Genomic DNA, 17,266 nt, shown 5'->3' on the forward strand with positions numbered 1-17,266 from the left:
TCACCGAAGGGTCCGGACGCCTCGGCGTCCGGACCCTTCGTCGTGGGCGGGCCATATCACACCGGTCCCGCTTGGAATTCCGCGGAACCGTATGGCAGACTTGAGCAGTTGCCTGTTACGGGCGCGCTCTTTCTTGTGTCGAACAGTGTGCGAAGCCGCGGCCACCGAGGTGGCCGGGCGGTCTTCTCCCCGGGAGAGGCTGCGGGGTTTTGCGTCTGAACTTCGACGCCAGGAATGCGCCCCGCGGAGCACACGCCGACGGTCATCACCGATGGCACTGTTCTGAGCAGGCTCGGCAAACGTCGTGGTCCGAGCGAGGTCCCTCGCAGGAGATCACTTCCCAACGGCCCCGCACCGGGTTGAGGTGCGTGTGCACGGGTGCGTCGCACAGCGCGACACGCCCGAGCGCGGGGGTCGGACAGTAGCGGTTCGAGAGAGAGAGTCAGACGACGCCATGGCGGGACAGAAGATCCGCATCCGGCTCAAGTCCTACGACCACGAGGTGATCGACAGCTCGGCGCGCAAGATCGTCGACACGGTCACTCGCGCTGGTGCGACGGTCGTGGGCCCGGTGCCGCTGCCGACGGAGAAGAATGTCTTCACCGTCATCCGGTCGCCTCACAAGTACAAGGACAGCCGCGAGCACTTCGAGATGCGTACGCACAAGCGGCTCATCGACATCGTCGACCCGACGCCCAAGGCCGTCGATTCGCTCATGCGTCTCGACCTGCCTGCGGACGTGAACATCGAGATCAAGCTCTGAGGCTGGAGGACATCAACATGACCAACCAGCAGAAGAACGTGACCGCGGTGCTCGGGACGAAGCTCGGCATGACCCAGACCTGGGACGAGGCCGGTCGCCTCGTGCCGGTGACGGTCGTGTCGGTGGGCACGAACGTCGTGACCCAGATCCGTACCGAGGAGACGGACGGCTACGCCGCCGTCCAGCTCGCGTACGGCCAGATCGACCCCCGCAAGGTCACGAAGCCCATGAAGGGTCACTTCGACAAGGCCGGCGTGACGCCGCGCCGTCACGTGGCCGAGGTGCGTACCGAGAACTCCGCCGAGTTCTCGCTGGGTCAGGAGATCACCGCCGAGGCCTTCGAAGCCGGCGCCGTGGTCGACGTGACCGGCACGACCAAGGGCAAGGGGACCGCGGGCGTCATGAAGCGCCACGGCTTCGCCGGTGTCGGCGCCTCGCACGGCTCGCACCGCAACCACCGCAAGCCCGGCTCGATCGGCGGCGCCTCGACGCCGTCGCGCGTGTTCAAGGGCCTGCGCATGGCCGGTCGCATGGGCAACGCCCGCAAGACCGTCCAGAACCTGACCGTTCACGCGGTCGACGCCGAGAAGGGTCTGCTGCTCGTCAAGGGCGCGGTTCCCGGTAACAAGGGCGGCGTCGTCCTCGTCCGTACCGCCGCGAAGGGAGCGTGACACCAATGGCCGCACTGACCGTCGACGTGCTTGACGCGAAGGGTAAGAAGTCGGGCACGGCGGAGCTCCCCGCCGAGGTCTTCGACGTCGCCGTGAACGTCCCGCTGATCCACCAGGTCGTCGTCGCGCAGCGCGCGGCGGCCCGCCAGGGCACGCACGCCACCAAGACCCGCGGCGAAGTCCGCGGTGGTGGCAGGAAGCCGTACAAGCAGAAGGGCACCGGCCGCGCCCGCCAGGGTTCGACGCGCGCCCCGCAGTTCGCCGGTGGTGGCACCGTCCACGGCCCGCAGCCGCGCTCGTACGAGCAGCGCACCCCGAAGAAGATGAAGGCCGCCGCCCTGCGCGGGGCCCTGTCGGACCGCGCTCGCGCGGGCCGCGTGCACGTCGTGTCCGGGTTCGGTATCGACGGCACGCCCTCCACGAAGAAGGCGCTCGCCGCCATCAAGTCCCTGACTTCCCGCGAGCACGTGCTCGTCGTGCTGGAGCGCTCGGACGAGGTGTCGCGCAAGTCGCTGCGCAACGTGCCCGAGGTGCACCTGCTGGTCGCCGACCAGCTGAACACGTACGACGTGCTGGTCTCCGACGACGTCGTCTTCACCGAGTCCGCGCTCTCCGCGTTCCTCGCGGGTCCCGCCGCGGGCAAGGGCGCGAAGGCCGTCGCCACCGAGTCCGAGGCCGCCGCTGCCCCGGCCGCCGCGAAGGCCGCCCCCGCCGACGAGTCCGCCGCCCCGGTGGACCTGAAGCGGATCGAGGGCATCGGCCCGAAGATCGCGGCCGCGCTCACGGGCGCCGGCTACACCACGTGGGCCAAGCTGGCCGCGGCCACCGAGGATGAGATCCGGGCCGCGCTGACCGAGGCCGGCGTCAAGGTCCCGTCGGCCGCCGGCAGCTTCGCCAAGCAGGCTCAGTTCCTGGCCGACGGTGACGAAGACGGTCTGGCCGAGTTCGTCGCCGCTGCCGAGTCCACCGAGGAGGACTCCAAGTGACCACCGTGCAGAAGGACCCGCGCGACATCCTGATCGCGCCCGTCGTCTCCGAGAAGAGCTACAACCTTCTCGACGAGGGCAAGTACACGTTCGTCGTGGACCCGCGGGCCAACAAGACCGAGATCAAGATCGCCGTCGAGAAGGTCTTCGACGTCAAGGTCGCCTCGGTGAACACGATCAACCGCAAGGGCAAGACGCGGCGCACGCGTTACGGCCTGGGCAAGCGCAAGGACACCAAGCGTGCGATCGTCACCCTCCGCGAGGGGACGATCGACATCTTCGGCGGGCCGGTCGGCTGAGCCGGACGAGAGCAGATTGAGGACAGGTTTCCATGGGAATCCGTAAGTACAAGCCGACGACGCCGGGCCGCCGCGGCGCGAGCGTCGCCGACTTCGTCGAGATCACGCGCTCGCAGCCGGAGAAGTCGCTGCTCCGCCCGCTGTCCAAGACGGGTGGCCGCAACAACTCCGGCCGCATCACGACGCGTCACAAGGGCGGCGGTCACAAGCGCGCGTACCGCGTCATCGACTTCCGCCGCCACGACAAGGACGGCGTGCCGGCCAAGGTCGCGCACATCGAGTACGACCCGAACCGCACGGCGCGCATCGCGCTGCTGCACTACGCGGACGGTGAGAAGCGCTACATCGTCGCCCCGAACAAGCTGAGCCAGGGCGACGTCGTCGAGGCCGGTGCTGCCGCGGACATCAAGCCGGGCAACAACCTGCCGATGCGCAACATCCCGACCGGTACGGTCATCCACGCCGTCGAGCTGCGGCCCGGCGGCGGCGCGAAGATCGCCCGCTCGGCCGGCGCCTCCGTGCAGCTCGTCGCGAAGGACGGCCCGTACGCGCAGCTGCGCATGCCGTCCGGCGAGATCCGGAACGTCGACCTGCGCTGCCGCGCGACGGTCGGCGAGGTGGGCAACGCCGAGCAGTCGAACATCAACTGGGGCAAGGCCGGCCGTAACCGCTGGAGGGGCAAGCGCCCCACCGTCCGCGGTGTGGTCATGAACCCGATCGACCACCCGCACGGTGGTGGTGAGGGCAAGACCTCCGGTGGTCGTCACCCCGTGAGCCCCTGGGGCAAGCCCGAGGGCCGTACCCGCCGCCCGAAGAAGGCGAGCGACAAGCTGATCGTCCGCCGTCGCCGTACCGGCAAGAAGCGCTGATAGGAGCCTGACTGATGCCTCGTAGCCTGAAGAAGGGCCCCTTCGTCGACGACCACCTGCAGAAGAAGGTGGACGCCCAGAACGAGAAGGGGACCAAGAACGTCATCAAGACCTGGTCCCGTCGGTCGGTCATCACGCCCGACTTCCTGGGCCACACGTTTGCCGTGCACGACGGTCGCAAGCATGTCCCGGTGTTCATCACCGAGGCGATGGTCGGCCACAAGCTCGGCGAGTTCGCCCCCACGCGGACCTTCCGCGGCCACGTGAAGGACGACAAGAAGGGCCGTCGCCGCTGAGCGGAGGGCGAGAGCCCCTCGCACAGCGAAGCGACAGCCCCGACTGTCTGAGAAAAGGAAGCAGGACAGCAATGGAAGCCAAGGCGCAGGCGCGGTTCGTCCGTGTCACGCCCCAGAAGGCCCGGCGCGTCATCGACCTCATCCGTGGCAAGCAGGCCCAGGAGGCCGTTGCGGTGCTGAAGTTCGCGCCGCAGTCGCCTGCCGAGCCGATCCGGAAGGTCGTCGAGAGCGCCATCGCCAACGCGCGCGTGAAGGCCGACCGGGACAGTGTCCGGTTCGTCGAGGACGACCTGGTCATCAAGGAGGCATACGTGGACGAGGGCCCGACGCTCAAGCGGTTCCGCCCGCGGGCGCAGGGCCGTGCGAACCGGATCCTCAAGCGCACGAGCCACATCACCGTGGTGCTCGCCGACAAGGAAGGGGCCTGACAGTGGGTCAGAAGGTACACCCGCACGGGTACCGCCTGGGCATCACCACCGACCACAAGTCGCGGTGGTTCGCGGACAGCACGAAGCCCGGTCAGCGGTACCGCGACTACGTCCGTGAGGACGTGGCGATCCGCAAGCTCATGAGCACCGGCCTCGAGCGGGCCGGTATCGCCAAGGTCGAGATCGAGCGCACCCGCGACCGCGTCCGCGTGGACATCCACACGGCGCGTCCGGGCATCGTGATCGGCCGGCGTGGCGCCGAGGCCGACCGCATCCGCGGCGAGCTCGAGAAGCTCACGGGCAAGCAGGTCCAGCTCAACATCCTCGAGGTCAAGAACGCCGAGATCGAGGCCCAGCTCGTCGCGCAGGGCATCGCAGAGCAGCTCGCGAGCCGTGTCTCGTTCCGCCGTGCCATGCGCAAGGGCATCCAGTCCGCGCAGCGGGCCGGCGCGAAGGGCATCCGCGTGCAGGTCTCGGGTCGCCTTGGCGGCGCCGAGATGAGCCGCTCGGAGTTCTACCGCGAGGGGCGCGTGCCGCTGCACACGCTCCGCGCGTACATCGACTACGGCTTCTTCGAGGCGCGTACGACCTTCGGCCGCATCGGCGTGAAGGTGTGGATCTACAAGGGCGACACCACCGAGAAGGAGTTCGCCGCGCAGCAGGCCGCCGCCGCCCCCCGTCAGGGTCGTGGCCGGGGTGAGCGTGGCGACCGCGGAGATCGCGGTGACCGTCGTGGTGGCCGCCGCAACGAGCGTTCGGCCGAGCGCAAGTCCGAGGGCGCCCCCGCCGCTGCCGCGGCGGAGGCTCCGGCCGCGCCGGCCGCAGAGTCCGGAACGGAGGCCTGACCATGCTGATCCCGCGCAAGGTCAAGCACCGCAAGCAGCACCACCCCAAGCGCGGCGGTGCCGCCAAGGGCGGTACGCAGATCGCCTTCGGTGACTTCGGGATCCAGGCTCTCGAGCCGGCCTACGTCACCAACCGCCAGATCGAAGCGGCGCGTATCGCGATGACCCGTCACATCAAGCGTGGCGGAAAGGTCTGGATCAACATCTACCCGGACCGCCCGCTGACCAAGAAGCCCGCCGAGGTCCGTATGGGCTCCGGTAAGGGCTCGCCCGAGTGGTGGGTCGCCAATGTCAAGCCCGGCCGCGTCGTCTTCGAGCTGGCCGGTGTCGATGAGGAGCTGGCGCGCGAGGCCATGCGTCGCGCGATGCACAAGCTCCCGATGAAGTGCCGTTTCGTGGTGCGCGAGGGGGGTGCGATCTGATGACGATCGGAACGAAGGGTCTGCTGCCCGTCGACCTCGACGGCATGGACGACGAGACGCTCGTCGCCAAGCTGAAGGAGTCGAAGGAGGAGCTCTTCAACCTCCGCTTCCAGTCGGCCACGGGTCAGCTGGAGAGTCACGGCCGTCTCAAGGCCGTACGCCGCGACATCGCGCGGATCTACACGATCCTGCGCGAGCGTGAGCTCGGCATCCGTACGGCTCCGAGCGTGAGTGAGTGAGGCAAGGATGAGCGAGAACACCGAGGTCCAGGCGACCACAGAGCGCAACACGCGCAAGGTGCGCCGCGGCTACGTCGTCAGCGACAAGATGGCCAAGACCATCGTCGTCGAGGTCGAGGACCGCAAGAAGCACCCTCTTTACGGCAAGGTCCTGCGCACCACCAACAAGGTGAAGGCGCACGACGAGGAGAACACCGCCGGCATCGGCGACCTGGTCGAGATCATGGAGACCCGCCCCCTGTCCGCCACCAAGCGGTGGCGGCTGGTGTCGATCCTGGAGAAGGCCAAGTAACACCTTCGCGAGGTCATGGCGGCGGGGTGCGAGTCCCGCCGCCTCCGGCCCACCGAAGGAGCCACACAGTACTTATCCGTTCGGCAAGGCTCACCACTCGAGGTGAGAACCAGCACGACGCAAGGAGATCACTCAAATGATCCAGCAGGAGTCGCGACTTCGGGTCGCCGACAACACGGGTGCCAAGGAGATCCTGTGCATCCGCGTTCTCGGTGGCTCCGGCCGTCGCTACGCCGGTATCGGCGACACCTTCGTCGCCACCGTCAAGGACGCGATCCCCGGCGGGAACGTGAAGAAGGGCGAGGTCGTCAAGGCCGTCGTCGTCCGTACCGCCAAGGAGCGTCGTCGTCCGGACGGTTCCTACATCAAGTTCGACGAGAACGCCGCCGTCATCCTCAAGAACGACGGCGAGCCGCGCGGCACCCGCATCTTCGGCCCGGTGGGCCGCGAGCTGCGCGACAAGCGTTTCATGAAGATCATCTCGCTGGCTCCGGAGGTGCTCTGACCATGGCGAAGATCAAGAAGGGCGACCAGGTCCTCGTCATCTCGGGCAAGGACAAGGGCAAGACCGGTCGCGTGCTCGAGGTCATCAAGGACCGCGACCGCGTCGTGGTCGAGGGTGTCCAGCGCGTCACCAAGCACACCAAGATGGGCCAGTCGCAGCGCGGCACCCGGACCGGTGGCATCGAGACGGTCGAGGCGTCGATCCACGTGAGCAACGTGATGATCGTCGACCCGGAGACCAAGAAGGGTACCCGTGTCGGGTACCGCCTCGAGGAGGTCGACCGCGACGGCCGCACCAAGACCGTGCGGGTCCGCGTGGCCAAGCGCTCCGGGAAGGACATCGACTGATGAGCGAGACCACGACTCTGGCACCGGCTCAGCCGCGCCTCAAGCAGAAGTACCGCGAGGAGATCCTCCCGGCCCTGGTCGAGGAGTTCGGCCACAAGAACATCCACCAGGCCGGCGGTCTCACGAAGATCGTCGTCAACATGGGTGTCGGTGACGCCGCCAAGGACTCGAAGCTGATCGAGGGCGCGATCCGCGATCTGACCGCGATCACCGGTCAGAAGCCGCAGGTCGCCCGCGCCAAGAAGTCGATCGCGCAGTTCAAGCTGCGCGAGGGCATGCCGATCGGTGCGCACGCGACGCTCCGCGGCGACCGGATGTGGGAGTTCCTCGACCGCCTGCTGTCGATCGCGCTGCCGCGCATCCGTGACTTCCGCGGTCTGTCGCCGAAGCAGTTCGACGGCAACGGGAACTACACGTTCGGCCTCACGGAGCAGTCGATGTTCCACGAGATCGACCAGGACAAGATCGACCGTGTCCGGGGTATGGACATCACGATCGTGACCACGGCGACGACGGACGACGAGGGCCGCTCCCTCCTGCGCCGTCTCGGCTTCCCCTTCAAGGAGAACTGACATGGCGAAGAAGGCCCTGATCAACAAGGCGAACGCCAAGCCCAAGTTCGCCGTGCGTGCCTACACCCGGTGCCAGCGGTGCGGTCGTCCGCACTCCGTGTACCGCAAGTTCGGCCTGTGCCGCATCTGCTTGCGGGAGATGGCCCACCGCGGCGAGCTCCCCGGCGTCACCAAGAGCAGCTGGTAACAACTACGCCGTAGGTCCGCGCCCGTGCCCGGCACGGTGCGGATACCCCGGCGAGGAAGGGCTAGAGCCCGATGACTATGACCGACCCGATCGCAGACATGCTGACCCGTCTGCGGAACGCGAACTCGGCTCACCACGACACGGTGTCCATGCCGTCGTCGAAGCTGAAGTCGAACATCGCGAAGATCCTCCAGGCCGAGGGCTACATCACCAGCTGGAACGTCGAGGACGGCCAGGTGGGCAAGATCCTCACGCTGCAGCTGAAGTACGGCCAGAACCGTGAGCGCGCCCTCTCGGGTGTGCGCCGCGTGTCAAAGCCCGGCCTGCGTGTCTACGCGAAGTCCACCAACCTGCCCAAGGTTCTGGGTGGCCTCGGCGTGGCGATCCTGTCCACGTCCTCCGGCCTCCTGACGGACCGGCAGGCCGAGTCCAAGGGCGTCGGCGGCGAAGTGCTCGCCTACGTCTGGTAATCGGAAGGGAGAAAGAAGCATGTCTCGTATCGGCAAGCTCCCCGTTCCGGTCCCGGCCGGCGTGGACGTCACCATCAGTGGTGCGCTCGTGACCGTCAAGGGCCCGAAGGGGACCCTCGACCACACGGTCGCCGCACCCATCACGGTCGCTCTGGACGACGGCGCCATCACGGTGTCCCGTCCGAACGACGAGCGGCTGTCGAAGTCGCTGCACGGCCTCACCCGCACGCTGCTGGCGAACATGATCACCGGCGTCACGGACGGCTACGAGAAGAAGATGGAGATCGTGGGCACGGGTTACCGCGTGCTCGCGAAGGGCTCCAACCTCGAGTTCGCGCTCGGCTTCTCGCACCCGGTCGTCGTGGAGGCGCCCGAGGGCATCACGTTCAAGGTCGAGGGCGCGAACAAGTTCTCCGTGTCCGGCATCGACAAGCAGCAGGTCGGCGAGGTCGCGGCGAACATCCGCAAGATCCGCAAGCCCGAGCCGTACAAGGGCAAGGGTGTGCGCTACGCCGACGAGCACGTCCGGCGCAAGGTCGGAAAGGCTGGTAAGTGACGATGGCCATCAAGATTCTTGGCAAGGGCAAGGCAGTTGCTCGCAAGCGCCGTCACGCGCGTGCCCGCAAGAAGGTCACCGGCACCGCCGTCCGGCCCCGTCTGGTCGTGACCCGCTCCTCGCGGCACATGGTTGCCCAGGTCGTGGACGACACCGTCGGCAAGACCGTCGTGTCGGCCTCCACGCTCGAGGCGGACCTGCGTTCGTTCGACGGCGACAAGACGGCCAAGGCCCGCAAGGTGGGCGAGCTCGTCGCCGAGCGTGCCAAGGCCGCCGGCGTCGAGACCGTGGTGTTCGACCGCGGTGGCAACAAGTACCACGGTCGGGTGGCGGCAGTCGCCGACGGGGCTCGCGAAGGCGGGCTGACCCTGTGACGACCGACGCACGGAAGAAGAGGACTCTCTGATGGCTGCAGGGCAGCGCAGCGGCGCCCCCCAGGGTGCCGCCAACGGGAACGACAAGAAGGGCGAGGGCCGCAACGACGGTCGTCGCTCGGGTCGCCGTGACGACCGCCGCGGTGGCGGCGGCGGTCGCGGCGAGGAGAAGAGCGCCTTCGTCGAGCGCGTGGTGACCATCAACCGTGTCGCCAAGGTCGTCAAGGGCGGTCGCCGCTTCAGCTTCACCGCGCTCGTCGTGGTGGGCGACGGCGACGGCACCGTGGGTGTCGGTTACGGCAAGGCCAAGGAGGTGCCCGCGGCGATCGCCAAGGGTGTCGAGGAGGCGAAGAAGAACTTCTTCCGCGTCCCGCGCATCCAGGGCACCATCCCCCACCCCATCCAGGGTGAGGAAGCCGCCGGTGTCGTGTTCCTCCGTCCGGCGTCGCCGGGTACCGGTGTGATCGCCGGTGGTCCGGTCCGCGCCGTGCTGGAGTGCGCCGGCATCCACGACGTGCTGAGCAAGTCGCTCGGCTCGTCGAACGCGATCAACATCGTGCACGCCACGGTCGCGGCGCTGCGCGGGCTCGAGCAGCCCGAGGCCGTCGCCGCGCGTCGTGGTCTGCCGCTCGAGGACGTGGCCCCGGCCGCGCTCCTGCGTGCGCAGGCCGCCGGCCTCAAGGCGGCCGCCGAGGCGAAGGCAGGTGCGTGATGGCTCGACTGAAGGTCACCCAGGTGAGGTCCACCATCGGTGGCAAGTTCAAGCAGCGTGAGACGCTGCGGACCCTCGGCCTCAAGCGGATCGGCGACACCGCCGTGAAGGAGGACCGTCCGGAGATCCGCGGCATGGTCAAGACGGTGTCGCATCTCGTCACCGTCGAGGAGGTCGAGTGATCATGGCGGACAGCAAGCCGCTGAAGGTCCACCACCTCCGTCCGGCCCCGGGCGCCAAGACCGCCAAGACCCGCGTCGGTCGTGGTGAGGCGTCGAAGGGTAAGACGGCGGGCCGTGGTACCAAGGGCACGAAGGCCCGCTACCAGGTTCCGGCGGGCTTCGAGGGCGGGCAGGTTCCCCTGCAGATGCGCCTTCCGAAGCTGCGCGGGTTCAAGAACCCGTTCCGCGTGGAGTACCAGGTCGTGAACCTGGACAAGCTCTCCGAGCTGTACCCCGCCGGTGGCTCCGTCACCGTCGAGGACCTCGTCGCCAAGGGCGCGGTTCGCAAGAACCAGCCGGTGAAGGTGCTCGGTAACGGCGACGTCACCGTCAAGCTCGAGATCGCGGTCGACCGCGTCTCGGCGTCGGCCCGGGAGAAGATCCTGGCCGCCGGTGGCTCCGTGGCCGAGTCCGCGGAGGCCTGAGCAGGTCGCACGGGACCGGCAGCGCGTCAGCGCAGCCGGTCCCGTGTCGTCTACCAGGGCCGATGACGGCGTGGCGGGCGCGTTCCGTTGTGGTGTCGCGCCGGATGTCGGGCAGACTAGGCCCGTGCGTGGTCCTGCGGGCCGCGCAGGCAACGTAGAATCCGACAGGTCCCGCATGTCGACGAAGAGCGGCGGCGGGCGACGACGACATCTCGCCGGTGAGATCCGGCGACACGACACCCCGCGCACGCGGGCCAGGAGGACAGGGTGCTCAGCGCATTCGGCCGGGCTTTCCGGACGCCAGACCTGCGGCGCAAGCTGCTGTTCACGATCGCGATCATGGCGCTGTTCCGCGTCGGGTCGTTCATTCCGACCCCGGGCGTGGATTACACGAACGTCCAGGTGTGCGTCGAAGGGCAGCAGGACAACTCGCTGCTCGGGCTGATCAACGTGTTCAGCGGCGGGGCGCTCCTGCAGCTGTCGGTGTTCGCGCTCGGGATCATGCCCTACATCACGGCGAGCATCATCGTCCAGCTCCTGCGCGTGGTGATCCCGCGGTTCGAGGCCCTGCACAAGGAGGGCCAGTCGGGCCAGACGAAGCTCACCCAGTACACGCGCTACCTGACGATCGCGCTGGCGATCCTGCAGTCGACGACGGTCATCACGACCGCGCGCCAGGGTCTCCTGTTCCCGGGCTGCGACCTGGCCGTGATCGCAGACGACACCGTGCTCACCGCCGTCCTCATGGTCATCACCATGACCGCCGGTACGGGCCTCGTCATGTGGCTCGGCGAGCTCATCACCGAGCGGGGCGTCGGCAACGGCATGTCGCTGCTCATCTTCACGTCCATCGCGGCGAGCTTCCCGACGGCGCTCTGGTCCATCGCCGGTGGCGCGAACGGCGTCCTCAACTTCACCATCATGATCGTCGTCATCGTGCTGGTGGTCGGCCTGGTCGTGTTCGTCGAGCAGTCGCAGCGCCGGATCCCGGTGCAGTACGCGAAGCGGATGGTCGGCCGTCGCATGTACGGCGGTACCAGCACCTACATCCCGATCAAGATCAACATGTCCGGTGTCATCCCGGTCATCTTCGCGGCGTCGATCCTGGCGCTGCCGGGCCTGATCGCCCAGTTCGGGGACCAGCAGGCCGACTGGGTCATCTGGATCTCGAACAACCTGGTCCAGCCGTCGGAGCCGCTGTACATCGCGCTCTACACGCTGATGATCATCTTCTTCTGCTTCTTCTACACGTCGATCACGTTCAACCCGGACGAGGTCGCCGACAACATGAAGAAGTACGGCGGCTTCATCCCGGGCATCCGGGCGGGCCGGCCCACCGCGGAGTACCTCGACTACGTGATCACCCGGATCACCTCCGCCGGTTCCCTGTACCTCGCGCTGGTGGCGTTGATCCCGACGCTGGTGCTCGTCTTCCTGGGCGTCACCACCAACCTGCCGTTCGGCGGCAGCTCGATCCTCATCGTGGTCGGCGTCGGGCTCGAGACGGTCAAGCAGATCGACTCCCAGCTCCAGCAGCGTCACTACGAAGGATTCCTCCGTTGAGCCAGACTCCCATCACCTCTCGCAGCGACGTGCACGTCCACGGGGGCCCGGAGGGCCGCATCACGCGTCTCGTCATCATGGGTCCGCAGGGCGTCGGGAAGGGGACGCAGGCCGCCCGGCTCGCCGAGACCTTCGGCATCGTGACGATCTCCACGGGCGACATCTTCCGTGCGAACATCGAGGGCGACACCGAACTCGGGCGCGAGGCGAAGGCGTACATCGAGCAGGGTGAGCTCGTCCCCGACGAGGTCACGAACGCCATGGTGCGCGAGCGGCTGGGCCGGCCGGATGTCGCGAGCGGCTTCCTGCTCGACGGCTACCCCCGGAACTCGGCCCAGGTGGAAGAGCTCGACCGCATCCTCTCCGACCTCGGCTGGGAGCTGGACGGTGTCATCGAGCTGACGGCCGACCGGGACGAGCTCATGGCCCGGCTGGCGAAGCGGGCCGAGGAGGAGGGGCGCACCGACGACACCCCTGAGGCCATCGAGAAGCGTCTCGCGATCTACGACGCGGAGACCGCTCCGCTCACGGCCGCCTACGCGGAGCGCGGGCTGCTGGCCAAGGTGGACGGCGTCGGCGAGATCCCGGACGTCACCGACCGGATCGTGACCTCGCTCGCGGCCCAGCTGGGTTGAGCCGCATGCTCGGGCTCGGCCGGGAGCGCATCGAGTACAAGACCCCGGAGCAGGTGCGCGTCATGCGGCGGGCCGGCCTCGTCGTCGCCGATGCGCTCGCCGCGGTCCGGGAAGCGGCCCGCCCGGGCATGACCACCGCCGATCTCGACTCCGTCGCGTCGGACGCCATCCGTGGCGCCGGCGCGACGCCGTCGTTCCTGGGGTACGAGGGGTTCCCGGCCGCGATCTGCGTGTCGGTCGGGGACGAGGTGATCCACGGCATCCCCGGCGGGCGGGTGATCGGCGTCGGCGACCTCGTCTCCGTGGACTGCGGAGCGATCGTGGGCGGCTGGCACGGGGACTCCGCGATCTCGTTCGTGCTCGGGGACGCCGGCGCTGTGCCGGTGGACGCGCCCGACGACGCCGTGGAGGCGGCGGGCGGTTCGGTGGCGCACGCCCAGCTCGTGCGCGCCACCGAGGCCGCGATGTGGGCGGGGATCGCCGCCCTGGGCGGCGGGCGCCGGTTGAACGACGTGGGCCGCGCGGTGGAGGCGAGCGTCGAGCTGGCGGGTGAGCTGGTCGGCGTCGAGTACGGGATCGTCGAGGAGTACGTGGGGCACGGCATCGGAACCGCCATGCACCAGCCGCCGGACGTCGTGAACTTCCGCGTGCGGGACCGCGGGCCGCGACTCCGGCCCGGAATGTGCCTGGCGATCGAGCCGATGGTCACGCTGGGCACGGGCGAGACGCACGTGCTCGACGACGAGTGGACCGTGGTGACGGCGGACGGCTCGCGGGCCGCGCACTGGGAGCACAGCGTCGCGATCCTCGAGGGCGGCGTCTGGGTGCTGACCGCGCCGGACGGGGGAGCGGGACGCCTGGGCGAGCTCGGCGTGGAGATCGCGCCGCTCGACTGAGGTCGATGGCGCCCGGAAGCGGCTAGCGGCCTCTTCAGAGGTCGCGCGAGGAGGTAGCGACCTCTTACTTAGCTGGAGTCAGTTGGTCTATGCTCACGTGACATGACCGATGACGCTCATGCCCTGCGGCCTTTGACCCCGATCCGGGCGACCCGCGAGCCCGGCGATGTGCCGTCTCCTCCGCGAGGGCGCGCGGCGGCCGCCGTCGCGGGGGCGTTCTCCCGGCTCGGCCGGTGGCTCGGCAGCTGGGCGCGGCGGCTGGCGTTCGGCGTCTGGTTCTGGGCGGGGCTCGTGGTCGGGTTCGGCACCTCGCTGCGGCTGTGGGAGTCGGTGCTCCTGCTCGCCGTCGTGGGCTGGATCGTCGGTGCCTGGCTGTGGCGCCGGAGGCGGCGGTCGGAGCTGATCGCGGTCTCCGTGGGCGTCCTGCTGGGCTGGGTGCCGATGCTGGTCCTGTTCGTCGGCGCGTTGCCGCACACGATGATCGGGCCGCCGGGTATCGAGTACGACATCTGACGGGATCCGGAGGAGCTGCATCTGACGGGAGCCGGGGGAGCCGGGCGGCGATTCCGGGGAGCGGGAGAGGACCCGGGCAGGCATTGGGCGCGCCTCTGATAAGATGGGCCGTTGGGTGTAGTCCGCGCTTCCGGCGCTGAAGGGCACAGTCCCCACGGGTTCGGCTTCCAGAGTGGTTTCGGCAGGTCGATCGCTGGCGGCTCGGTCCTGGCCGGGTGTCGGTTCCGCCATCGGACCGGCGTCTGCGGCTGCACACGACATCCTCGTCCTGACGGAGGCGTGCTTCCCGCGCGCCCGGGTCGGGGTACGAGGAACAGGCCGACGAGAGTTAGCGGAGGATATGGCTAAGAAGGACGGTGTCATCGAGATCGAGGGCAGCGTGGTCGAGGCTCTGCCGAACGCGACGTTCCGCGTGGAGCTGGAGAACGGTCACAAGGTGCTTGCCCACATCTCGGGCAAGATGCGCCAGAACTACATCCGAATCCTTCCGGAGGACCGGGTCGTGGTCGAGCTCAGCCCGTACGACCTGTCCCGCGGCCGGATCGTCTACCGCTACAAGTAGCCGGAACGGGGCGTAGCCCGGTCTCGGAACTCGGGAAACGCTACGTTTCGGAACAGCCGGAGCGGGGCGCAGCCCGGTCTCCGGACCGGCCGATGCCACGTTTCCGAACGGGCGGAGCCGGGGTCGCCGAACCCGGGCACGCCACGTTCCAACACAGTCAGAGGAAACCATGAAGGTCAAGCCGAGCGTCAAGAAGATCTGCGACAAGTGCAAGGTGATTCGCCGGCACGGTCGCGTCATGGTGATCTGCGACAACCTGCGCCACAAGCAGCGCCAGGGCTGATCACCTCCCGGGGATTCCCCGGGCCGGTGGCCACGGCCACCACCAGCGCACCACCTCGAACCCGCCAGGAGGCGGGGGAACCCTCGGCCCGGAGGCCGGGGCCCGCGGATCTCGCGGGATGGCGGTGCGGCAGACCTCCGGACGAGAAGTACAGGAGCCATCAGGCACATGGCACGTCTTATCGGCGTCGACCTCCCCCGCGAGAAGCGGGTCGAGATCGCGCTCACCTACATCTTCGGGGTCGGACGGACCCGCGCCAAGGAGACCCTTGCCGCGACCGGGGTCAACCCCGACACCCGGGTCAAGGACCTGGACGACACGCAGCTCGTCGCGCTGCGCGACCACCTCGAGTCCAGCTACCAGCTCGAGGGTGACCTCCGCCGCGAGGTCGCCTCCGACATCCGCCGCAAGGTGGAGATCGGCACCTATCAGGGTCTGCGTCACCGTCGCGGGCTGCCGGTGCGCGGTCAGCGCACCAAGACCAACGCGCGTACCCGCAAGGGTCCGAAGCGCACCGTCGCCGGCAAGAAGAAGGCCCGCTGACAAGCAGTCCGAGGTGCGGGCAGCGCCCATCCGGGCAGCGCCCGCCCCGGTCCGACCAGACCCGGAGTTCGTCGACCGGGGGCCGATGCCCCTCCGGCGGACTCGGGAAACACCACGTTTCAAGATAGTGAGCATCAATGCCTCCCAAGACTCGCAAGCCGCGTCGCAAGGACAAGAAGAACGTCCCGCTCGGCCAGGCGCACATCAAGAGCACGTTCAACAACACCATCATCTCGATCACGGACCCCTCGGGCGCCGTGGTCTCGTGGGCGTCCGCCGGCCACGTCGGCTTCAAGGGCTCCCGCAAGTCGACGCCGTACGCCGCCCAGCTCGCCGCGGAGTCGGCCGCCCGCCGCGCCCAGGAGCACGGCGTGAAGAAGGTCGACGTCTTCGTCAAGGGCCCGGGCTCCGGTCGTGAGACCGCCATCCGTTCTCTGCAGGCGACGGGCCTCGAGGTGGGCTCGATCCAGGACGTGACGCCTCAGGCGCACAACGGCTGCCGCCCCCCGAAGCGTCGCCGCGTCTGACCCTCGTCGCACGCGGTACGCCCGCGCCCTCCCGGGCCGGAGCGTGTCCGCGGCAACTCGCTCACCCACGGGTGAGCCACCTTCGCCCGGCGAGCGGACAGAGTCTTGCCGGGCCGCGAGAGATCGCGATCCGTGATGCGTCATATAGCGGACGCACGCTGAAAGGACACCCACAGTGCTTATCGCACAGCGCCCCACGCTGACCGAAGAGGTCATCTCGGAGTACCGTTCCCGGTTCTCCATCGAGCCGCTCGAGCCCGGCTTCGGCTACACGCTCGGCAACTCGTTGCGCCGCACGCTGCTGTCGTCCATCCCGGGCGCGGCCGTGACCTCCATCCGCATCGACAACGTGCTGCACGAGTTCAGCACGGTGTCGGGCGTGAAGGAGGACGTCACCGAGATCATCCTCAACATCAAGAACCTCGTGGTCTCCTCGGAGAACGACGAGCCCGTCGTGATGTACCTGCGCAAGCAGGGCGCCGGCGTGGTCACCGCCGCGGACATCGTGCCGCCGGCGGGGGTCGAGGTGCACAACCCCGACCTGCACATCGCCACGCTCAACGAGAAGGGGAAGCTCGAGATCGAGCTGACCGTCGAGCGGGGCCGTGGGTACGTGTCCGCCGCGCAGAACAAGACGTTCGACGCGGAGATCGGCCGCATCCCGGTCGACTCGATCTACTCGCCCGTTCTCAAGGTCACGTACAAGGTCGAGGCCACCCGAGTCGAGCAGCGCACCGACTTCGACAAGCTCATCGTCGACGTCGAGACCAAGTCGGCCATCGCGCCGCGTGACGCGCTCGCCTCGGCCGGCAAGACGCTCGTCGAGCTGTTCGGCCTTGCCCGTGAGCTGAACGTCGAGGCTGAGGGCATCGAGATCGGCCCGTCGCCCACGGACACCGCGCTCGCCGCGGACCTGGCGCTGCCGATCGAGGAGCTCAACCTCACCATCCGGTCGTACAACTGCCTCAAGCGCGAGGGCATCCACCAGGTCGGTGAGCTCGTGGCGCGCAGCGAGGCGGACCTGCTCGACATCCGCAACTTCGGTGCCAAGTCCATCAGCGAGGTGAAGGAGAAGCTCGCCGAGCTGAACCTGAGCCTGAAGGACTCGCCCCTGGACTTCGACTCCGGGGCGAACTACTTCAGCGGGGACGACGCGGCGCCCACCTACAGCGGCGGCGACGAGCAGTCGTACTGACACCCGCGCCGCGGGCGCGTTCCGGTCACCGGAACGCGCCCCGGCGGCGGTACATCCCTAAGGAGCACAT

30 protein-coding genes and 1 pseudogene are annotated in these 17,266 nt (G+C 68.4%); all 31 read left to right on the forward strand.

All coding sequences use genetic code 11. The features are described from left to right. Window positions 1-454 precede the first annotated feature (454 nt). The 31 genes and pseudogenes from rpsJ (at window position 455) to IIE03_RS01065 (ending at window position 17,196) form a co-directional block, all read left to right on the forward strand. Window positions 455-763, forward strand: coding sequence for a 30S ribosomal protein S10 (gene rpsJ, locus IIE03_RS00920; protein ID WP_043498203.1), 309 nt, complete (start codon window positions 455-457; stop codon window positions 761-763). Between the two features lie 17 nt (window positions 764-780). Further along, on the forward strand, window positions 781-1,434 hold the full coding sequence (gene rplC, locus IIE03_RS00925; RefSeq protein ID WP_192860857.1) for a 50S ribosomal protein L3: 654 nt from the start codon (window positions 781-783) through the stop codon (window positions 1,432-1,434). Between the two features lie 5 nt (window positions 1,435-1,439). Continuing rightward, window positions 1,440-2,117, forward strand: a pseudogene (gene rplD, locus IIE03_RS00930) (50S ribosomal protein L4); the annotation flags it as partial. Window positions 2,118-2,165: 48 nt separating this feature from the next. Further along, complete coding sequence (locus IIE03_RS25520; RefSeq protein WP_318842725.1) at window positions 2,166-2,420, forward strand: helix-hairpin-helix domain-containing protein; 255 nt, start codon at window positions 2,166-2,168, stop codon at window positions 2,418-2,420. After that, a complete protein-coding gene (gene rplW, locus IIE03_RS00935) occupies window positions 2,417-2,719 on the forward strand; it encodes a 50S ribosomal protein L23 (protein WP_192860859.1) in 303 nt (100 codons plus the stop codon). Before IIE03_RS25520 ends, rplW begins: the two co-directional genes overlap by 4 nt. A gap of 32 nt (window positions 2,720-2,751) precedes the next feature. Beyond that, the gene (rplB, locus tag IIE03_RS00940) at window positions 2,752-3,588 is read left to right on the forward strand and encodes a 50S ribosomal protein L2 (RefSeq protein WP_192860860.1); all 837 of its coding nucleotides are present in this window, start codon (window positions 2,752-2,754) and stop codon (window positions 3,586-3,588) included. Window positions 3,589-3,602: 14 nt separating this feature from the next. After that, window positions 3,603-3,884 carry a 30S ribosomal protein S19 gene (gene rpsS, locus IIE03_RS00945; protein ID WP_192860861.1) on the forward strand — a complete coding sequence of 94 codons (282 nt, stop codon included), beginning with the start codon at window positions 3,603-3,605 and terminating at the stop codon, window positions 3,882-3,884. Window positions 3,885-3,955: 71 nt separating this feature from the next. Continuing rightward, on the forward strand, window positions 3,956-4,312 hold the full coding sequence (gene rplV / locus IIE03_RS00950; protein ID WP_192860862.1) for a 50S ribosomal protein L22: 357 nt from the start codon (window positions 3,956-3,958) through the stop codon (window positions 4,310-4,312). A gap of 2 nt (window positions 4,313-4,314) precedes the next feature. Beyond that, window positions 4,315-5,157 (forward strand): 30S ribosomal protein S3, encoded by an 843-nt coding sequence (gene rpsC, locus IIE03_RS00955; RefSeq protein WP_192860863.1) that lies wholly within the window; start codon window positions 4,315-4,317, stop codon window positions 5,155-5,157. A gap of 2 nt (window positions 5,158-5,159) precedes the next feature. Beyond that, complete coding sequence (rplP, locus tag IIE03_RS00960; RefSeq protein ID WP_192860864.1) at window positions 5,160-5,579, forward strand: 50S ribosomal protein L16; 420 nt, start codon at window positions 5,160-5,162, stop codon at window positions 5,577-5,579. Further along, window positions 5,579-5,818: a 50S ribosomal protein L29 gene (gene rpmC / locus IIE03_RS00965; RefSeq protein ID WP_192860865.1), complete on the forward strand. Its 240-nt coding sequence runs from the start codon at window positions 5,579-5,581 to the stop codon at window positions 5,816-5,818. Before rplP ends, rpmC begins: the two co-directional genes overlap by 1 nt. 7 nt (window positions 5,819-5,825) lie before the next feature. After that, the gene (rpsQ, locus tag IIE03_RS00970; protein ID WP_192860866.1) at window positions 5,826-6,110 is read left to right on the forward strand and encodes a 30S ribosomal protein S17; all 285 of its coding nucleotides are present in this window, start codon (window positions 5,826-5,828) and stop codon (window positions 6,108-6,110) included. A 136-nt stretch (window positions 6,111-6,246) separates the two neighbouring features. Further along, window positions 6,247-6,615 carry a 50S ribosomal protein L14 gene (gene rplN, locus IIE03_RS00975; RefSeq protein WP_123815727.1) on the forward strand — a complete coding sequence of 123 codons (369 nt, stop codon included), beginning with the start codon at window positions 6,247-6,249 and terminating at the stop codon, window positions 6,613-6,615. 2 nt (window positions 6,616-6,617) lie between these two features. Beyond that, the gene (rplX, locus tag IIE03_RS00980) at window positions 6,618-6,962 is read left to right on the forward strand and encodes a 50S ribosomal protein L24 (RefSeq protein WP_123815726.1); all 345 of its coding nucleotides are present in this window, start codon (window positions 6,618-6,620) and stop codon (window positions 6,960-6,962) included. Further along, window positions 6,962-7,534 (forward strand): 50S ribosomal protein L5, encoded by a 573-nt coding sequence (rplE, locus tag IIE03_RS00985; protein ID WP_192860867.1) that lies wholly within the window; start codon window positions 6,962-6,964, stop codon window positions 7,532-7,534. Before rplX ends, rplE begins: the two co-directional genes overlap by 1 nt. Before the next feature lies 1 nt (window position 7,535). After that, window positions 7,536-7,721: a type Z 30S ribosomal protein S14 gene (locus IIE03_RS00990; RefSeq protein WP_013837851.1), complete on the forward strand. Its 186-nt coding sequence runs from the start codon at window positions 7,536-7,538 to the stop codon at window positions 7,719-7,721. Window positions 7,722-7,792: 71 nt separating this feature from the next. Then, window positions 7,793-8,191 (forward strand): 30S ribosomal protein S8, encoded by a 399-nt coding sequence (rpsH, locus tag IIE03_RS00995; RefSeq protein WP_192860868.1) that lies wholly within the window; start codon window positions 7,793-7,795, stop codon window positions 8,189-8,191. Window positions 8,192-8,210: 19 nt separating this feature from the next. Beyond that, window positions 8,211-8,747 (forward strand): 50S ribosomal protein L6, encoded by a 537-nt coding sequence (gene rplF, locus IIE03_RS01000; RefSeq protein ID WP_192860869.1) that lies wholly within the window; start codon window positions 8,211-8,213, stop codon window positions 8,745-8,747. Window positions 8,748-8,749: 2 nt separating this feature from the next. Beyond that, on the forward strand, window positions 8,750-9,121 hold the full coding sequence (gene rplR, locus IIE03_RS01005) for a 50S ribosomal protein L18 (RefSeq protein WP_192860892.1): 372 nt from the start codon (window positions 8,750-8,752) through the stop codon (window positions 9,119-9,121). Window positions 9,122-9,152: 31 nt separating this feature from the next. Beyond that, window positions 9,153-9,833: a 30S ribosomal protein S5 gene (gene rpsE, locus IIE03_RS01010; protein ID WP_192860870.1), complete on the forward strand. Its 681-nt coding sequence runs from the start codon at window positions 9,153-9,155 to the stop codon at window positions 9,831-9,833. After that, a complete protein-coding gene (gene rpmD / locus IIE03_RS01015; RefSeq protein ID WP_192860871.1) occupies window positions 9,833-10,015 on the forward strand; it encodes a 50S ribosomal protein L30 in 183 nt (60 codons plus the stop codon). Before rpsE ends, rpmD begins: the two co-directional genes overlap by 1 nt. 2 nt (window positions 10,016-10,017) lie before the next feature. Continuing rightward, complete coding sequence (gene rplO / locus IIE03_RS01020) at window positions 10,018-10,479, forward strand: 50S ribosomal protein L15 (protein ID WP_225997058.1); 462 nt, start codon at window positions 10,018-10,020, stop codon at window positions 10,477-10,479. 267 nt (window positions 10,480-10,746) lie between these two features. Then, a complete protein-coding gene (secY, locus tag IIE03_RS01025; protein ID WP_192860872.1) occupies window positions 10,747-12,042 on the forward strand; it encodes a preprotein translocase subunit SecY in 1,296 nt (431 codons plus the stop codon). A gap of 77 nt (window positions 12,043-12,119) precedes the next feature. Further along, window positions 12,120-12,677 (forward strand): adenylate kinase, encoded by a 558-nt coding sequence (locus IIE03_RS01030; protein ID WP_192860894.1) that lies wholly within the window; start codon window positions 12,120-12,122, stop codon window positions 12,675-12,677. Window positions 12,678-12,682: 5 nt separating this feature from the next. Beyond that, window positions 12,683-13,573: a type I methionyl aminopeptidase gene (gene map, locus IIE03_RS01035; RefSeq protein ID WP_192860873.1), complete on the forward strand. Its 891-nt coding sequence runs from the start codon at window positions 12,683-12,685 to the stop codon at window positions 13,571-13,573. Between the two features lie 102 nt (window positions 13,574-13,675). Further along, window positions 13,676-14,086: a hypothetical protein gene (locus IIE03_RS01040; RefSeq protein ID WP_192860874.1), complete on the forward strand. Its 411-nt coding sequence runs from the start codon at window positions 13,676-13,678 to the stop codon at window positions 14,084-14,086. 340 nt (window positions 14,087-14,426) lie between these two features. Next, window positions 14,427-14,648 carry a translation initiation factor IF-1 gene (gene infA / locus IIE03_RS01045; RefSeq protein ID WP_123815718.1) on the forward strand — a complete coding sequence of 74 codons (222 nt, stop codon included), beginning with the start codon at window positions 14,427-14,429 and terminating at the stop codon, window positions 14,646-14,648. 169 nt (window positions 14,649-14,817) lie between these two features. Continuing rightward, window positions 14,818-14,931 carry a 50S ribosomal protein L36 gene (gene rpmJ / locus IIE03_RS01050; protein ID WP_003956441.1) on the forward strand — a complete coding sequence of 38 codons (114 nt, stop codon included), beginning with the start codon at window positions 14,818-14,820 and terminating at the stop codon, window positions 14,929-14,931. 168 nt (window positions 14,932-15,099) lie between these two features. Continuing rightward, window positions 15,100-15,474 (forward strand): 30S ribosomal protein S13, encoded by a 375-nt coding sequence (rpsM, locus tag IIE03_RS01055; protein ID WP_192860875.1) that lies wholly within the window; start codon window positions 15,100-15,102, stop codon window positions 15,472-15,474. 137 nt (window positions 15,475-15,611) lie between these two features. Further along, on the forward strand, window positions 15,612-16,001 hold the full coding sequence (rpsK, locus tag IIE03_RS01060; RefSeq protein WP_123815716.1) for a 30S ribosomal protein S11: 390 nt from the start codon (window positions 15,612-15,614) through the stop codon (window positions 15,999-16,001). Window positions 16,002-16,176: 175 nt separating this feature from the next. Beyond that, complete coding sequence (locus IIE03_RS01065; RefSeq protein ID WP_192860876.1) at window positions 16,177-17,196, forward strand: DNA-directed RNA polymerase subunit alpha; 1,020 nt, start codon at window positions 16,177-16,179, stop codon at window positions 17,194-17,196. Window positions 17,197-17,266 lie beyond the last annotated feature (70 nt).

Source organism: Myceligenerans pegani (assembly GCF_014892515.1).
Lineage (GTDB): Bacteria > Actinomycetota > Actinomycetes > Actinomycetales > Cellulomonadaceae > Myceligenerans > Myceligenerans pegani.